This is a genomic window from Streptomyces sp. NPDC093111, from assembly GCF_040683955.1.
Classification (GTDB): Bacteria; Actinomycetota; Actinomycetes; order Streptomycetales; family Streptomycetaceae; genus Streptomyces.
This window is the reverse complement of record NZ_JBFBNW010000005.1, coordinates 161,231-173,976: the sequence shown is the minus strand read 5'-3', so window position 1 is coordinate 173,976 and position 12,746 is coordinate 161,231. Positions and strand designations below refer to the sequence as shown.

The 12,746-nt window shown below is 72.2% G+C and carries 13 protein-coding genes; 2 read left to right on the top strand and 11 right to left on the bottom strand.

All coding sequences use genetic code 11. The annotated features are described in order from the left end of the window. Positions 1-122 precede the first annotated feature (122 nt). Complete coding sequence (locus AB0Q96_RS10130) at positions 123-863, top strand: hypothetical protein (protein WP_365323611.1); 741 nt, start codon at positions 123-125, stop codon at positions 861-863. Here the strand turns inward: AB0Q96_RS10130 and AB0Q96_RS10125 are convergent. Then, positions 826-2,106 carry a cytochrome P450 gene (locus AB0Q96_RS10125; RefSeq protein WP_365323609.1) on the bottom strand — a complete coding sequence of 427 codons (1,281 nt, stop codon included), beginning with the start codon at positions 2,104-2,106 and terminating at the stop codon, positions 826-828. The two genes, AB0Q96_RS10130 and AB0Q96_RS10125, sit on opposite strands and share 38 nt — an antisense overlap. Positions 2,107-2,368: 262 nt before the next feature. Between AB0Q96_RS10125 and AB0Q96_RS10120 the strand changes: the two genes are divergently transcribed. Then, positions 2,369-3,922 (top strand): alpha/beta fold hydrolase, encoded by a 1,554-nt coding sequence (locus AB0Q96_RS10120; protein WP_365323607.1) that lies wholly within the window; start codon positions 2,369-2,371, stop codon positions 3,920-3,922. Positions 3,923-3,964: 42 nt separating this feature from the next. Here the strand turns inward: AB0Q96_RS10120 and AB0Q96_RS10115 are convergent, their stop codons facing one another. The 10 genes from AB0Q96_RS10115 to AB0Q96_RS10070 form a co-directional block, all read right to left on the bottom strand. Then, positions 3,965-4,837, bottom strand: coding sequence for an amino acid ABC transporter permease (locus tag AB0Q96_RS10115; protein WP_365323605.1), 873 nt, complete (start codon positions 4,835-4,837; stop codon positions 3,965-3,967). Then, a complete protein-coding gene (locus AB0Q96_RS10110; protein ID WP_365323603.1) occupies positions 4,834-5,478 on the bottom strand; it encodes an amino acid ABC transporter permease in 645 nt (214 codons plus the stop codon). The genes AB0Q96_RS10115 and AB0Q96_RS10110 overlap by 4 nt, the downstream gene beginning before the upstream one ends. Before the next feature lie 19 nt (positions 5,479-5,497). Further along, positions 5,498-6,418, bottom strand: coding sequence for a glutamate ABC transporter substrate-binding protein (locus AB0Q96_RS10105; protein WP_365323601.1), 921 nt, complete (start codon positions 6,416-6,418; stop codon positions 5,498-5,500). Positions 6,419-6,432: 14 nt separating this feature from the next. Then, positions 6,433-7,182, bottom strand: a complete 750-nt coding sequence (locus AB0Q96_RS10100) for an amino acid ABC transporter ATP-binding protein (RefSeq protein ID WP_365323599.1) — start codon at positions 7,180-7,182, stop codon at positions 6,433-6,435. 143 nt (positions 7,183-7,325) lie between these two features. Further along, entirely contained in the window at positions 7,326-7,763 is a 438-nt protein-coding gene (locus AB0Q96_RS10095; RefSeq protein WP_365323597.1) for a DUF6278 family protein, read from the bottom strand. A 108-nt stretch (positions 7,764-7,871) separates the two neighbouring features. After that, positions 7,872-8,651 (bottom strand): exodeoxyribonuclease III, encoded by a 780-nt coding sequence (locus AB0Q96_RS10090; protein ID WP_365323595.1) that lies wholly within the window; start codon positions 8,649-8,651, stop codon positions 7,872-7,874. Positions 8,652-8,696: 45 nt separating this feature from the next. After that, positions 8,697-9,329 carry an MBL fold metallo-hydrolase gene (locus AB0Q96_RS10085; protein ID WP_365323593.1) on the bottom strand — a complete coding sequence of 211 codons (633 nt, stop codon included), beginning with the start codon at positions 9,327-9,329 and terminating at the stop codon, positions 8,697-8,699. Between the two features lie 19 nt (positions 9,330-9,348). Continuing rightward, the gene (locus AB0Q96_RS10080) at positions 9,349-10,611 is read right to left on the bottom strand and encodes an alpha/beta fold hydrolase (protein ID WP_365323591.1); all 1,263 of its coding nucleotides are present in this window, start codon (positions 10,609-10,611) and stop codon (positions 9,349-9,351) included. Between the two features lie 87 nt (positions 10,612-10,698). Next, complete coding sequence (locus tag AB0Q96_RS10075; RefSeq protein ID WP_365323589.1) at positions 10,699-11,232, bottom strand: GNAT family N-acetyltransferase; 534 nt, start codon at positions 11,230-11,232, stop codon at positions 10,699-10,701. A gap of 45 nt (positions 11,233-11,277) precedes the next feature. After that, on the bottom strand, positions 11,278-12,705 hold the full coding sequence (locus AB0Q96_RS10070; protein ID WP_365323587.1) for an amidase: 1,428 nt from the start codon (positions 12,703-12,705) through the stop codon (positions 11,278-11,280). Positions 12,706-12,746 lie beyond the last annotated feature (41 nt).

Genomic DNA, 12,746 nt, shown 5'->3' with positions numbered 1-12,746 from the left:
CGCCCGTCCCCGCAGCGTAACTTCTGCCCGTGCTCCCGTCAGGAGCGCGTCCGGGCCGCAACAGGACTGTCACGCGGACGCCCCTCGAACAACGGCCCGCTCCCCCGCTAGCATGCGCGCCCATGAACGAAGACCTGCGCAACATCGTGCTGGGCGTGCTCGCCACCGGGGTCAGCGGCTCCCTCGGCTGGCTGACCCGCACCCACCTCTGGCGACGCGGGCTCCGCCGGAAGCAGGCCTTCTTCGGCCTCCCCCACCACTCGGAGTGCCTGCTGGTCGTCAACCGGGAGGCGGGCAACGACGGGGCCGTGCACCGCTTCGACGTCTCGGCGCTGCTCGAACTCGCCGCGCTGATCAAGGACTGCGGTGCGCACGCGCAGATCGTCCAGCACGATCTGGCCCGGCTCGGCTTCGGCGACCGCACGGAGTTCTGCGTCGGCGGCCCGGGGTCGAACCGGCGCATGGCGGCGCACCTCTCGTCCCTTCTGCCCGGTCTGACGATGAGCGTGGCGCGGGAGCCGGTGGAGGAGCGGGGGGCGATACGGATCGGCGAGGACCGCTACCTCATGGAGCCGGGCGTGTCCGAGTACGTCCTGCTCGCCCGGGTCACCGCGGGCGAGGGCGGGCGCCCGGTGTTCCTGTTCTGCGGCCAGCGGGCCATCACCAACCAGGCGGCCACCCGCTATCTGGCCCGGCACCACGAGCGGCTCGCGCGTTCCCACCGGGGCGGCAGCTTCGTGCTGCTCCTGAGGGTGGTCAACTCGCAGGCGTACGGCCCCGACGTCGTGGAGCTGGTGGCCGACGTGACCCGGCGGGCGCTGACGCCTAGCCCCGCCACTCCACCCGTACCGGCAGCGACTTGACGCCGTTGATGAAGTGGGAGACCAGCCGCCGGGGCGGTCCGGCGGTCTCCAGGTCCGCGCAGGCGTCCCTGATCTCCTCGTGGAGGAGCCGGAGTTGGAGCCGGGCGAAGTGGGCGCCGAGGCAGACGTGCGGGCCGTCGCCGAAGGAGAGCTGAGGGTTCGGCGTCCGGGTGAGGTCGAGGCGGTGGGGGTCGGCGAAGACGCGGTCGTCGAAGTTCGCGGAGGCGTGGAAGACGACGACCTTGTCCCCGGCGCGGATCGGCACTCCGGCGAGCTCGGTGTCGCGGGCGGCGGTGCGCCGGATGTGCAGCACGGGCGGGTGGACGCGCAGGAGTTCGCCGACGGCCGTGTCGACGTCCCGGTCGCCCGCCCAGAGGCGGCGCCGTTCGTCGGGGTGTCCGGCGAGCGCGAGCACGCCGCCGGGGGCGGCGCTGCGGACGGTGTCGTTGCCCGCGACGGTGAGCAGGAAGAAGAACATCTCCAGTTCGGCGTCCTGGAGTTCGGAGTGCGCGAGGACGGTCATGACGTCGTCGGCGGGGTGGGCGCGCTTGTGCGCGGCGAGGTCCTGCGCGTAGCCGAACATGTCCGCGAGCATGGCCGGTGAGCGGGGGTTGACCGGGCGCCCGTCGGCGTCGAGGACGGGCGGTTCGTCGGGGTCCTGGTAGGCGATGACCCGTTCGGTCCAGGTGTGCAGGAGGCCGCGGTCGTCGGGCGGCACGCCGAGGAGGTCGGTGAGGTTGAGCAGCGCGTAGTCGTCCGTGACGGCCCGGACGAGGTCGGTCACGCCGCCCGCCTCGCGCGCGTCGCGCAGCAGTCCGCGGGCCCGCAGCCGTGCGGTGCCGGCGAAGCGCTCGATCCGGCCGGGGGTGAAGGCGCGGCTGACCAGACGCCTCAGCCTCCCGTGGTGGGGCGGGTCCTGATTGAGCATCATGCGCCGGATGAACGGCAGGTCGGCGGGGTCGGGGTCGCGGATCTGGGTGGCGCCGAGGTGCGAGGACCAGGTGCCGGGGTCCTTCAAGACGCGCAGGACGTCGGCGTGCCGGGTGACGGCCCAGAACCCGGGGCCGGCGGGCCAGCCGAGCACCTCGTACTCGTCCTGGCGGGCGACGGGGTGGTGGTCGCGCAGGACGCGGAACCGGTCGTGCGGGATGCCCTCGACGTAGAGCCGCGGGTCGAAGACGTCGGGCACCTCGGGCACGTGGCTCGCGCCGGGCCCTTCGCGTACGTCGCTCGCGTCGCTCAACGGCCCTCCCGTAGGGGTGAAGACGTCACCATGATGACAGGCCGGCGCGTTTTCCGTGGGTCCTCCTCGCCGTGCGGCGGTACGGGGAGGCGGCGGGGCCTCGCGGACGCGGTGGAGGCACGGGCGCGCTGTCGTGAGGTGGACGCCTCAACAATCGTTACCCTCGCGTAACTTACCGACCGGTTACCTGGAGTAAGCCACCGAGGTTACCGTCGGGTCACTTTCACTGCCCCCCACTCAACGCACCAGTGAGGAGTGACCCGTGCGCACAGCCCTGGCCTTCGCCGTCTCGGCCGCCCTCGTCGCCGGGACGGCCCTCGGGCTCGCCCCCGCCGCCCAGGCCGCCCAGGCCGACGCCTCCCTCCGCTTCGTCGACATCGCCGGGGACGGCGGAACCGTCCTCAAGGCCAACGTCGTCACCCCGGCCGGCGCCGACGGCTCGTCCCGCTACCCGGTGATCGTGCTCCCCACCAGCTGGGCCATGCCCCAGGTCGAGTACCTCGCCCAGGCCAAGAAGCTGGCCGACTCCGGCTACGTCGTGGTGAGTTACAACTCGCGCGGCTTCTGGCAGTCCGGCGGCGAGATCGAGACCGCGGGCCCCAAGGACATCGCGGACGCCTCCCTCGTCATCGACTGGGCGCTCGCCCACACCCCCGCGGACCCCGCCAAGGTCGGCATGGCCGGCGTCTCCTACGGCGCCGGCATCAGCCTGCTCGCCGCCGCGCACGACAAGCGGATCAAGGCCGTCGCCGCGCTCAGCGGCTGGGCCGACCTCATCGACTCCATCTACAGCGGACGCACCCAGCACCTCCAGGCCGCCGCCCTGCTCGGCGGCGCCGGCTACCTCACCGGGCGCCCCGGCCCCGAACTCCAGCAGATCCTCGCCGACTTCCTCTCGTCCAACCTGGACAAGGAGGACGAGATGATCGCCTGGGGGCGCGAGCGCTCCGCCGTCACCTACCTGGACGCCCTCAACACCAACCGCCCGGCGGTCATGCTCGGCAACGCCTGGGGCGACACGATCTTCCCGCCCAACCAGTTCGCGAGCTTCTACGAGAAGCTCAGCGGCCCCAAGCGGCTGGAGTTCCGCCCCGGCGACCACGCCACCGCCGAGGCCACCGGCCTGCTCGGACTGCCCAACGACACCTGGACCAACGCCCACCGCTGGTTCGACCACTACCTCAAGGGCGCCGACAACGGCGTCGACCGCGAGCAGCCCGTCCAGCTCAAGCCCCGCTCCGACGCCGGCTACGAGGGGTACGCGGACTGGAAGTCGGTCAACGCCGACCGGCGGAAGTTCGCGCTGGCCGGCTCCGAGCACGTCTGGGCCAACGTCGACTCCGGCGCCAACGGCGGCATCGTCATGCTGTCCAACCTGCTCGACCAGTTCTTCCAGGCACCCCCGGTCGCCTCGATCCCGCTGCTCCCCCGCGCCTTCGCCGGCGTCTGGCAGTCCGAGCGGTACGCCACCGCGCAGCGGGTACGCGGCACGGCCCGGCTGCACACCACCGTCACCCCCACCGCGGAGAGCGGCACCTTCGTCGCGTACCTCTACGACGTGGGCCCGCTCGGCGTCGGCAAGCTGGTGACCAACGCCCCGTACACCTTCCACGACCGGACCCCGGGGAAGCCCTTCGCCGTCGACCTGGACCTGTTCTCCACCGCGTACGACGTGCCCGCCGGACACCGGCTCGCCCTGGTCGTCGACACCGTCGACCCGCTCTACATCGAGCACAACCCGACCGGCGCGCAGCTGACCTTCTCCTCCCCCACGGCCGACCCGTCGTACGTGTCGGTACCGCTTCGGACGGAGTGATCACCGGCTGCTGCCGGGCGGGCAGGGCCCGTGCGGGGCGGGCTAGTCCCGGCCCGGCAGCACCGTGACCGGCTCGGCGGGGGCCACGTCCGCGGCCCTGGTCCGCGGACTGCGCCGCTCCCGCCTGGCCACCCAGGTGGCGAACCAGGAGAGCAGCATGCACATCCCGATGTAGATGGGCGAGATCACCATCACGACCGGGATGAACGGCAGGTCGTAGTCGAGGTTGGACGCGATCAGCTTGCCCGCGTGCAGGAACTCCTCGTAGGTGATGAGGTAGCCGAGCGAGGTGTCCTTCAGCGCCACCACCAGCTGGCTGATGATGGCGGGCAGCATGGCCCGCAGCGCCTGCGGTGCCAGCACGTACGTCATCACCTGGGTCTTGCGCATGCCGAGCGCGTACGCCGCCTCCCGCTGGCCGCGGGCCACCGCGTGGATGCCGGTGCGGAAGACCTCGGCGAGCACCGAGCCGTTGTACAGGGCGAGGCCGGCCACCAGCGCGGGCAGCGGCTGGACCTTGAGGGCCACGAAGATGAAGAAGATCATCACCAGGACCGGCATGGCCCGGAAGAACTCCACCAGCACCGTGCAGGTCCAGCGGAAGACCCGGTGCTCGGAGAGCCGCCCCGTGGCGAGCACCGCGCCCAGCGCGAGCGAGAGCACCGAGGCGTACGCGAAGGCCTTGAGGGTGTTGCCGAGGCCGCGCAGCAGCAGCTCCTGGATGCCCTTGTACGTGAAGGGCGCCCACTTGGTGGCGGTGAACTGGCCGGTGTCGAAGAGGAGATAGAGGACCCAGGCCGCGAGTCCCAGGATGACGACGGTCGAGATCAGTCCGTAGATCAGGTGGCGCTTGCGGGTGCGGGGGCCCGGGATGTCGTAGAGCGCGGTGGAGGCGGCGGCGGCGGCGGTGGTCATCGGGCGACTCCCCAGCGCTTCTCCAGGACGTGGAAGAGCGCGCTGATGGCGAGGGTGATGATGAGGTAGCCGACGGCGATCCAGACGAAGGTCCAGACGATGTTGTAGCCGAGCTCGCTCAGGGTCTTGTACGTGCCGAGGAGTTCGGTGACGCTGAACGCCCCGGCGATGGCCGAGTTCTTGGCGAGGGCGATGAGGGTGGAGCCGATCGGCGGGATCACCGAACGGAAGGCCTGCGGCAGGACGACGGCGCCGAGGGTCTGCCCGAAGCTCATGCCGAGGCTGCGGGCGGCCTCGCCCTGCCCGAGGGGCACGGTGTTGATGCCGGAGCGCAGCACCTCGCAGATGAAGGCCGAGGTGTAGCAGCCGAGCGCGAGGATCGCGAACAGCTTGAAGGGCAGCACGAGCCCGAACCGGGGCAGTCCCAGCATCACCGCGAAGAACAGCAGGGTGAGCGGGGTGTTGCGCAGGATGGTCACCCACACGGTGCCGAAGACCCGGAAGGAGCCCACGGGCGCGACCCGGAACGAGGCCATCAGGAAGCCGAGGACGAGGGCCAGGATCGAGGCATAGAAGGTGAGTTCGACGGTGCCGAGGAAGCCGTCGCCGTAGAGCGAGAAGTTCTGTGTCAGGACGTCCATGGGAGGCGGTGCTCCTTCCTCAGCCCGCCGGGTAGCGGTCGATGGCGGGCGGTGTCGGGGCGGGCACGCCGGACAGGCCGAGGGTCACGTCGTAGGCCTTCTTCCAGTCGCCGTTCTTCTCGTGGGCCGCGATGGCGTCGTCCAGCGCGAAGCGCAGCGCGTTGTCGTCGTGCGGCACGCCGATGCCGTAGGGCTCCTTCGAGAACGGCTTCCCGGCCAGCTTGAGCTCGTCGGGCACCTTGGCCGCGTACCCCATGAGGATGGTGTCGTCCGTGGTGACCGCGTCGACCTGGTAGGTGAGCAGGTTGTCGACGCAGACCGAGTAGGTGTCGTACGCGACGAGTTCGGCCTTCGGGTACTCCTTCTGGATGCGCTGGTACGGGGTCGATCCGGCGGCCGAGCAGACCCGTTTGCCGTCGAGGTCCTGCGGCCCGTGGATGTCGTTCTCGTCGGTGCGCACGAGCAGCGACTGGCCGGCCATGTAGTAGGGGCCGGCGAAGCCCACCAGCTTCTTGCGGTTGTCGTTGATCGTGTACGTGCCGACGTAGTAGTCGATCTGGCCGTTCTGCAGGGCGGTCTCGCGGTTGGCCGAGGCGATGGTGCGGAACTGGATGGTGGCCGGGTCGAAGCCGAGCGAGGCGGACATCATGCGGGCGATCTCGATGTCGAAGCCCGAGTAGGTGCCGGTGGCGGGGTCCTTCTCGCCCATGTAGGGCTGGTCCTCCTTGGCGCCGACCACCAGGTGGCCGCGCTTCTTCGCCCGGTCCCAGGTCGGCGAGTCGGGCAGGGTGAAACCCGACCGGACCTGGTAGACGGGGAGTTGGCCGGGCTGGGGGCCCTTGACCGGCGGACTGCCCTCCTTGCCGCAGCCCGCGGTGCCGCCGAACGCGGCGGCGAGCAGCAGGGCGAGCGCGGCGAGGGTTCGTTTCGTACGCTGCATGGCTCCCGGTCCGGTCAGTGCTTGAGGATCTTGGACAGGAAGTCCTTGGCGCGCTCGCTGCGCGGGGCGGTGAAGAAGTCCTCGGGCGCGCGGTCCTCGACGATCCGGCCGTCGGCCATGAAGACCACGCGGTTGGCGGCGGAGCGCGCGAAGCCCATCTCGTGGGTGACGACCACCATCGTCATGCCCTCCTGGGCCAGCTGCTGCATGACCTCCAGGACCTCGTTGATCATCTCCGGGTCGAGGGCGGAGGTCGGCTCGTCGAAGAGCAGCGCCTTGGGGTCCATGGCGAGGGCGCGGGCGATGGCCACGCGCTGCTGCTGGCCGCCGGACAGCTGGGCGGGGAACTTGTCGGCCTGCGCGGCGAGTCCGACGCGTTCGAGGAGTTCGCGGGAGCGCCGGTCGGCCTCGTCCCGTTTCCGCTTGCGGACCTTGATCTGCGCGAGCGAGACGTTGGCGAGGACGGTCTTGTGGGCGAAGAGGTTGAAGGACTGGAAGACCATGCCGACCTCGGCGCGCAGCCGGGCGAGCGCCCGGCCCTCCTCGGGCAGCGGCTGCCCCTCGATGAGGATCTCGCCCGACTCCACGGCCTCCAGGCGGTTCATGGCACGGCAGAGCGTGGACTTGCCGGAGCCGGAGGGGCCGATGACGACGACCACCTCGCCGCGGCCGACGGTGAGGTCGATGTCCTGGAGGACGTGCAGCGTGCCGTAGTGCTTGTTGACGCCACGCAGTTCGATCAACGGTTCGTCGACGACGCCCATACGCTGCCCCTGCCCCTGTGTCTCTCGGCCGGTGTCGAGGTCAGCGCAAACTATCCAGCTCGGAAAGGGACTTCACCGCCGACACGCATGAAAGCGGGATAAGCGCGATAAGCCGTATTTACTGCGGAAGGAGCGGCGGGCCGTCAGTACTCCGCCGACTCCGCGTAGACCTGGGAGAGCTCGGGGGCACCGGTGGCGGCCCAGTCGAGCCCGGCCTCCACCACGTTGACCTCGCGGCCGGAGGGCAGCAGCACGACCGGCTGCCCGTCGGGGCGCAGCCGCCAGCCGGCCGCGGCGACCGTGCGCACGATGACCGTGCCCAGGTACAGCCCCGCGTCGTTGCCGAGCCAGGGCAGCTCCTCGGGGTCGTCCCGCCAGCGCGGCGGGAGCTGGTCGAGCGCCGCGAGGGAGCGGGGCGTGTCGTCGAGCGCCACCCCGGCCTCCTGGGCACGGGCGCGCAGCAGCTCGCACTCGGCGAGCAGTTCGGCGGCCCCCTCCGGGTCCCGGTCGAAGGCCGAGACCAGAGGGGAACGCCCCGCATCATGCTTCTTGCGCCAGTTGTCCAGGAAAGGAATGTTCATCCGAACAGCGTCGCATCGGTCCCTCCCGGGGCACCACCCGGCGCGCGGAGATCATCGGGAGTGGACGGCCCGGCCGGCCCGCGCCGGTCGGGGACGCCGCCCCGTCGGTCACACGTCGAGGTCGACGACGACCGGGGCGTGGTCGGATGCTCCCTTGCCCTTGCGCTCCTCGCGGTCGACGTAGCTGTCCTTGACGGCGTCGGAGAAGGGCTTGTTGCCGTAGACCAGGTCGATGCGCATGCCCTTGTTCTTCGGGAAGCGCAGCTGGCGGTAGTCCCAGTACGTGTACGGGTGGGCGTACTTCAGCGGGCGGGGCACCACGTCGCCGAGCCCGGTCTCGCGCAGTCCGGCGAGCGCGGCCCGCTCCGGGGCGGTGACGTGGGTCGCGCCCTCGAACTCGGCGATGTCCCAGACGTCCTCGTCGGTCGGGGCGATGTTGTAGTCGCCGAGCACCGCGAAGGGGCGCTCGCCCGCCGCGTCGTCGGCGACGGCGGCCTTGAGCGCCTCCAGCCAGCGCAGCTTGTACGCGTAGTGGTCGTGGTCGACCTCCCGCCCGTTCGGCACGTAGACCGACCAGACGCGGACGCCGCCACAGGTCGCGGAGATGGCCCGGGGCTCCTGCACGCCCTCGTAGTCGGGGCCGCCGGGCAGCCCGGTGACGACGTCCTCCAGGCCCACCCGGGAGATCAGGGCGACCCCGTTCCACCGGCCGGTGGCGTTGACGGCCGACTCGTACCCCAGTGCGCGGAGCTCCTCGGTGGGGAACTGCTCGGCGGTGCACTTGGTCTCCTGGATGCACAGCACGTCGGTGCCGGTGCTCTCCAGCCAGGCCAGGAGCCGGGGCAGTCGGGCCGTGATCGAATTGACGTTCCAGGTGGCGATGCGCATGGGCGCAAGCCTAGCCGCGCCCTGTGACAGTCACCGGGACCCCGCTCACAGCTCGGCGGAGGCCCCCGGGGCGAGCCGTCCGTGGTCGGTGCCGCCGAGGGCGCCGATCTGGCGGTCGTAGATCGGCCGGGCGAGGTCGGTGAGCAGGGCGTCGTGGACGTCGTAGGCGCGCCGCGGCTTCACCTCGCGCACGTAGTCGATGACCTCGGAGATCTTGTTCCAGGGGGCCATCACCGGGAGCAGCAGGGTCTCCACCGGGTGGTCGGGGACGGTGAGGGCGTCGCCGGGGTGGAAGACGGACCCGTCGACGAGGTAGCCGACGTTGGTGACCCGCGGGATGTCGGGGTGGATCACGGCGTGCAGCTCGCCGTGCACCTGGACCTCGAAGCCGGCCGCGCTGAAGGTGTCGCCGTGCCCGACGGTGCGGACCCGGCCGGGGAACGCGGCCGTCAGCTGCTCGGCGACGCTCCGCAGCGTCCACAGCTCGGCGGCCGGGTTCGCGTCCAGGGCGGCCCGCAGGTGCCCCTCGTCGAAGTGGTCGGGGTGCTCGTGGGTGACGAGCAGGACGTCCGCGCCGAGCGCGGCGTCCTGCTCGGTGAACGCGCCGGGGTCGATGACGAGCGACCGCCCGTCCTTCTCCAGCCGGACACAGGCGTGGGTGTTCTTCGTCAGCTTCACGGCACCCACCCTAGGCCGGTCAGGCCTGCGGTGTGGTGTCCTCCTTGACGACCCGCCCGACGACCCGCAGCGCGCTCTCGGCGGCGGGCAGGCCGCAGTAGACGGCGGTCTGCAGCAGGATCTCGCGGATCTCGTCCGGGGTGAGGCCGTTGCGCAGGGCGGCCCGGGTGTGGTCGGCGAGGGCGTCGTGGTGGCCGCCGGTGATGAGCGCGGCGAGGGTCACGGCGCTGCGGGTGCGCCGGTCGAGGCCGTCGCGGCTCCACACCTCGCCCCAGGCGAAGCGGGTGACCAGGCCCTGGAAGTCGGTGCCGAACTCGTCGGCCAGGGCCTCGTCGACCTGGGCGTCGCCGAGGATCTCCCGGCGCAGCTTGAGCCCGTGCTCGTACGGGTCCGGGAGCGGCGCCCGCTCGTCCTCGGCGGGCGCGGCGGGGGCCGGCTCCCCGGCGGTGGCGACGGGGGCGGGGCCGGGCGGCATCGGCGGGGCGGTGAGGGAGCCGGTGTCCGAGGCGAGGCCGGCGAAGTGCCCGACGAGCAGTTCGGTGACGGCGGCGGGCTGCTCGACGGGCGCCAGGTGGGAGGCGCCGGGGACGACGGCCAGCGGCGCGTCGGCGATCCCGGCGACCAGGGTACGGGCCTCGGCCGGGCCGGTGACCTGGTCGTCGGCGCCGACCAGCACGAGCGCGGGGACCGCGATCCGGCCCAGCGCCTCGCGGACGTCGAAGACGGCGAGCGCCTCGCAGCCGGCGATGTAGCAGCCGGGGTCGGTGGTGCGGACCATCTGCACGGCCCAGTCGACGATGGCGGGCTGCGCGGAGGCGAAGGCGGGGGTGAACCACTGCTCGGGCGCGGTGCGGGCGATCGGCTCCAGACCGTTGGTCCGCACGATCACCCCGCGCTGGCGGAACTCGTCGGGGGTGCCGAAGCGGGGCGAGGTGGCGACCAGGGCGAGCGAGGCCACCCGGTGCGGCGCCCGGAGTGCCAGGTCGAGCCCGATGGCCCCACCGAGCGCGCAGCCCGCGTACCCGAACCGCTGGATCCCCAGCTCGTCGAGCGTGGCGAGCACCCGGTCCCCGAGCTCGGCCACCGATCCGGCGGGCTGCACGGGCGCGCCGCCGTGCCCGGGCAGATCGAAGCGGACGACCCGCCAGGTGCGGGTGAGCTCCGGTATCTGCCGGTCCCACATGTGCCAGGTGGTGCCCAAGGACGGGCCGAGGACCAGGACGGGGGCGTCCTCCGGGCCGTCGGATCGGTATTGCAGGGGGTTCGTCGCTGTCTCACTCACTCGCCCGACCCTCTCATCTCCCGTCCGACCGCACGTCGCCGGGTCGGATCCCGCACCGTTTCTCCATGAAGGGGCGGCGGCGCGCGCTCAGCGTGTCCCGAGCCACTGCTCGGCGCCGTACTCCTCGTAGCGCTCCACCTCGGTGAAGCCCAGTTTCTCCGCGAGGCGCAGGGAGGGGGTGTTGGCGGTGCGGGTGACGAGCAGGACGGGTGCGCCGGGGTGGCCGGTGGTGAACCAGTCGAGGGCGGCCGCGCAGGCCTCGGCGGCGTAGCCCTTGCCCCAGGCGTGCGGCAGGAGGAGGTAGCCGAGTTCGGTGGCGCCGGGGGCGGGGCGGTCCGGGCCGCGCGGGTCGAGGGTGACGAGTCCGATCATCGTGCCGTCGAGGTCGACGACGAAGCAGCCGGGGCGTTGCCCGGGGACCTCGGGCATCGTGCGTTCGACCTCTTCGCGCGGGCGGGCGCCGCCGATGTGGGTGCCCACCTCCGGCGAGGAGAACAGGTCGACGAACGCCGCCCGGTCCCGGGCCTCGGACGCGCGGAGCGCGAGCCGGGCGGTGCGTATCGGGGCGGGCGGCGGCCAGGCGGCGGCGCCGGGTGCGGTCGGTCCGTCGGGTGTGGTCATGCGGGGGAACCTACCCCAACGGCCTTGAGCGGCCCGGCAGTCGGGTCAGAGGGTCGGGATGCCGGCCCACGGACGGACGGCCTCGATCGCGGTGGCGGCGCGGAAGACGGTGGTGTCGTCGTAGGTGCGGCCGACGATCTGCACCCCGGTCGGCACCCCGTGGGAGGCGAAGCCGGACGGCACGCTCAGCACCGGGCAGCGGCTGGCGATGTTGAACACCGTGGTCATGGCCGCGTCCATGTAGTGGCCGAGGGTCACGCCGTCGACGACGACCTCGGTCGAGGTGTAGTCGTCGTCGGCCGCGTAGGCCGGGATGGCGAGGGTCGGGCAGAGCAGGACGTCGTACCGGTCGAGCAGCGTGCCGAGCGCGGCCTGGATCTCGCCCTCGACGACCAGGCCCTCCAGGAAGCTGCCGGGCTCGGCGACGTACGCGGCGGTCTCCTCGGCGAAGGCGAGCGCGTACGGGGTGAGCAGCTCGGCGTGCTCGGCGGCCACGGAGGCCACGTACGGGCCGAAGACCGAACCGAAGTGGATCATCGACGCCTTGCGGACCTGGGCCCGGGTGATCGGGACCGCGACCTCCTCGACGACGGCCCCGGCGGCGCGCAGCGCGTCGGCGACGGCGCGGGTGTTGGCCTCGACCTCGGGGTCGACCGGCCAGTCGCCGAGGCCGACGGAGAGCGCGACCCGCAGTCCGGCGGCGCCCTCGAAGCGCTCCGGCAGCACCAGCTTGGGCCGCAGGGACACCGCGTCGAGCGGGTGCGGTCCCGCGATGACGTTCTGCAGCAGGGCGCAGTCGGCGACGGTGCGGGCCATCGGGCCGTCGTGGCAGTACGTGTCGAGGTTGAACGGCGCCATGGCCGGTACCCGCCCGTACGGGGGCTTGTAGCCGACCGTGCCGGTGGCCGAGGCGGGGATGCGGATGGAGCCGCCGATGTCGGAGCCGGTGGCGAGGGTGGTCTCGCCCGCCGCGAGGGCCGCGCCGGCGCCGCCGGAGGAGCCGCCCGGCGAGTAGGCCGGGTTCCACGGGTTGCGGGTGACGCCCCACAGCCGCGACTGGGTGAAGGCGGCGCTGCTGAACTCCGGTGTGGTGGTGCGGGCGTGCACGATGCCGCCGGCGGCCAGGACCCGTTCGACGACCGGGTGGGTCTCGTCGGCGACCTCGTCCTTGAAGGCGAGGGAGCCGTCGGTGGCCAGGCGGCCGGCGATCGGCTGCTCCTCCTTGGTGGCGACGGCGAGCCCCTCCAGGGGGCGCGGGGCCTCGCCCTTGCCGGCGTAGCGCGCCTCGGCGGCCCGGGCGGCGTCCATCGCCGCGTCGAAGGTCCGCTCGGCGAGGGCGTTGACGGTCGGCTCGGCGGCCTCGGCGCGGGCGATGACGGCGCCCATCAGCTCGACGGGTGACAGCGTGCGGTCGCGGAACCGGCGCAGCGCCTCGGTGGCGGGGAGGTAGGCGAGCTCGGTGGTGTCGGTCATGTGCCTGTTTCCTTGTGACGTACTGCCCGATGGGTACGGCC

Coding starts and splice junctions, on each gene's coding strand:
- AB0Q96_RS10130 (WP_365323611.1), top strand. CDS start 123: ATGAACGAAGACCTGCGCAACATCGTGCTGGGCGTGCTCGCCACCGGG.
- AB0Q96_RS10115 (WP_365323605.1), bottom strand. CDS start 4,837: ATGACCACCGCCGCCGCCGCCGCCTCCACCGCGCTCTACGACATCCCG.
- AB0Q96_RS10110 (WP_365323603.1), bottom strand. CDS start 5,478: ATGGACGTCCTGACACAGAACTTCTCGCTCTACGGCGACGGCTTCCTC.
- AB0Q96_RS10105 (WP_365323601.1), bottom strand. CDS start 6,418: ATGCAGCGTACGAAACGAACCCTCGCCGCGCTCGCCCTGCTGCTCGCC.
- AB0Q96_RS10100 (WP_365323599.1), bottom strand. CDS start 7,182: ATGGGCGTCGTCGACGAACCGTTGATCGAACTGCGTGGCGTCAACAAG.
- AB0Q96_RS10095 (WP_365323597.1), bottom strand. CDS start 7,763: ATGAACATTCCTTTCCTGGACAACTGGCGCAAGAAGCATGATGCGGGG.
- AB0Q96_RS10090 (WP_365323595.1), bottom strand. CDS start 8,651: ATGCGCATCGCCACCTGGAACGTCAATTCGATCACGGCCCGACTGCCC.
- AB0Q96_RS10075 (WP_365323589.1), bottom strand. CDS start 11,232: ATGACCACACCCGACGGACCGACCGCACCCGGCGCCGCCGCCTGGCCG.
- AB0Q96_RS10070 (WP_365323587.1), bottom strand. CDS start 12,705: ATGACCGACACCACCGAGCTCGCCTACCTCCCCGCCACCGAGGCGCTG.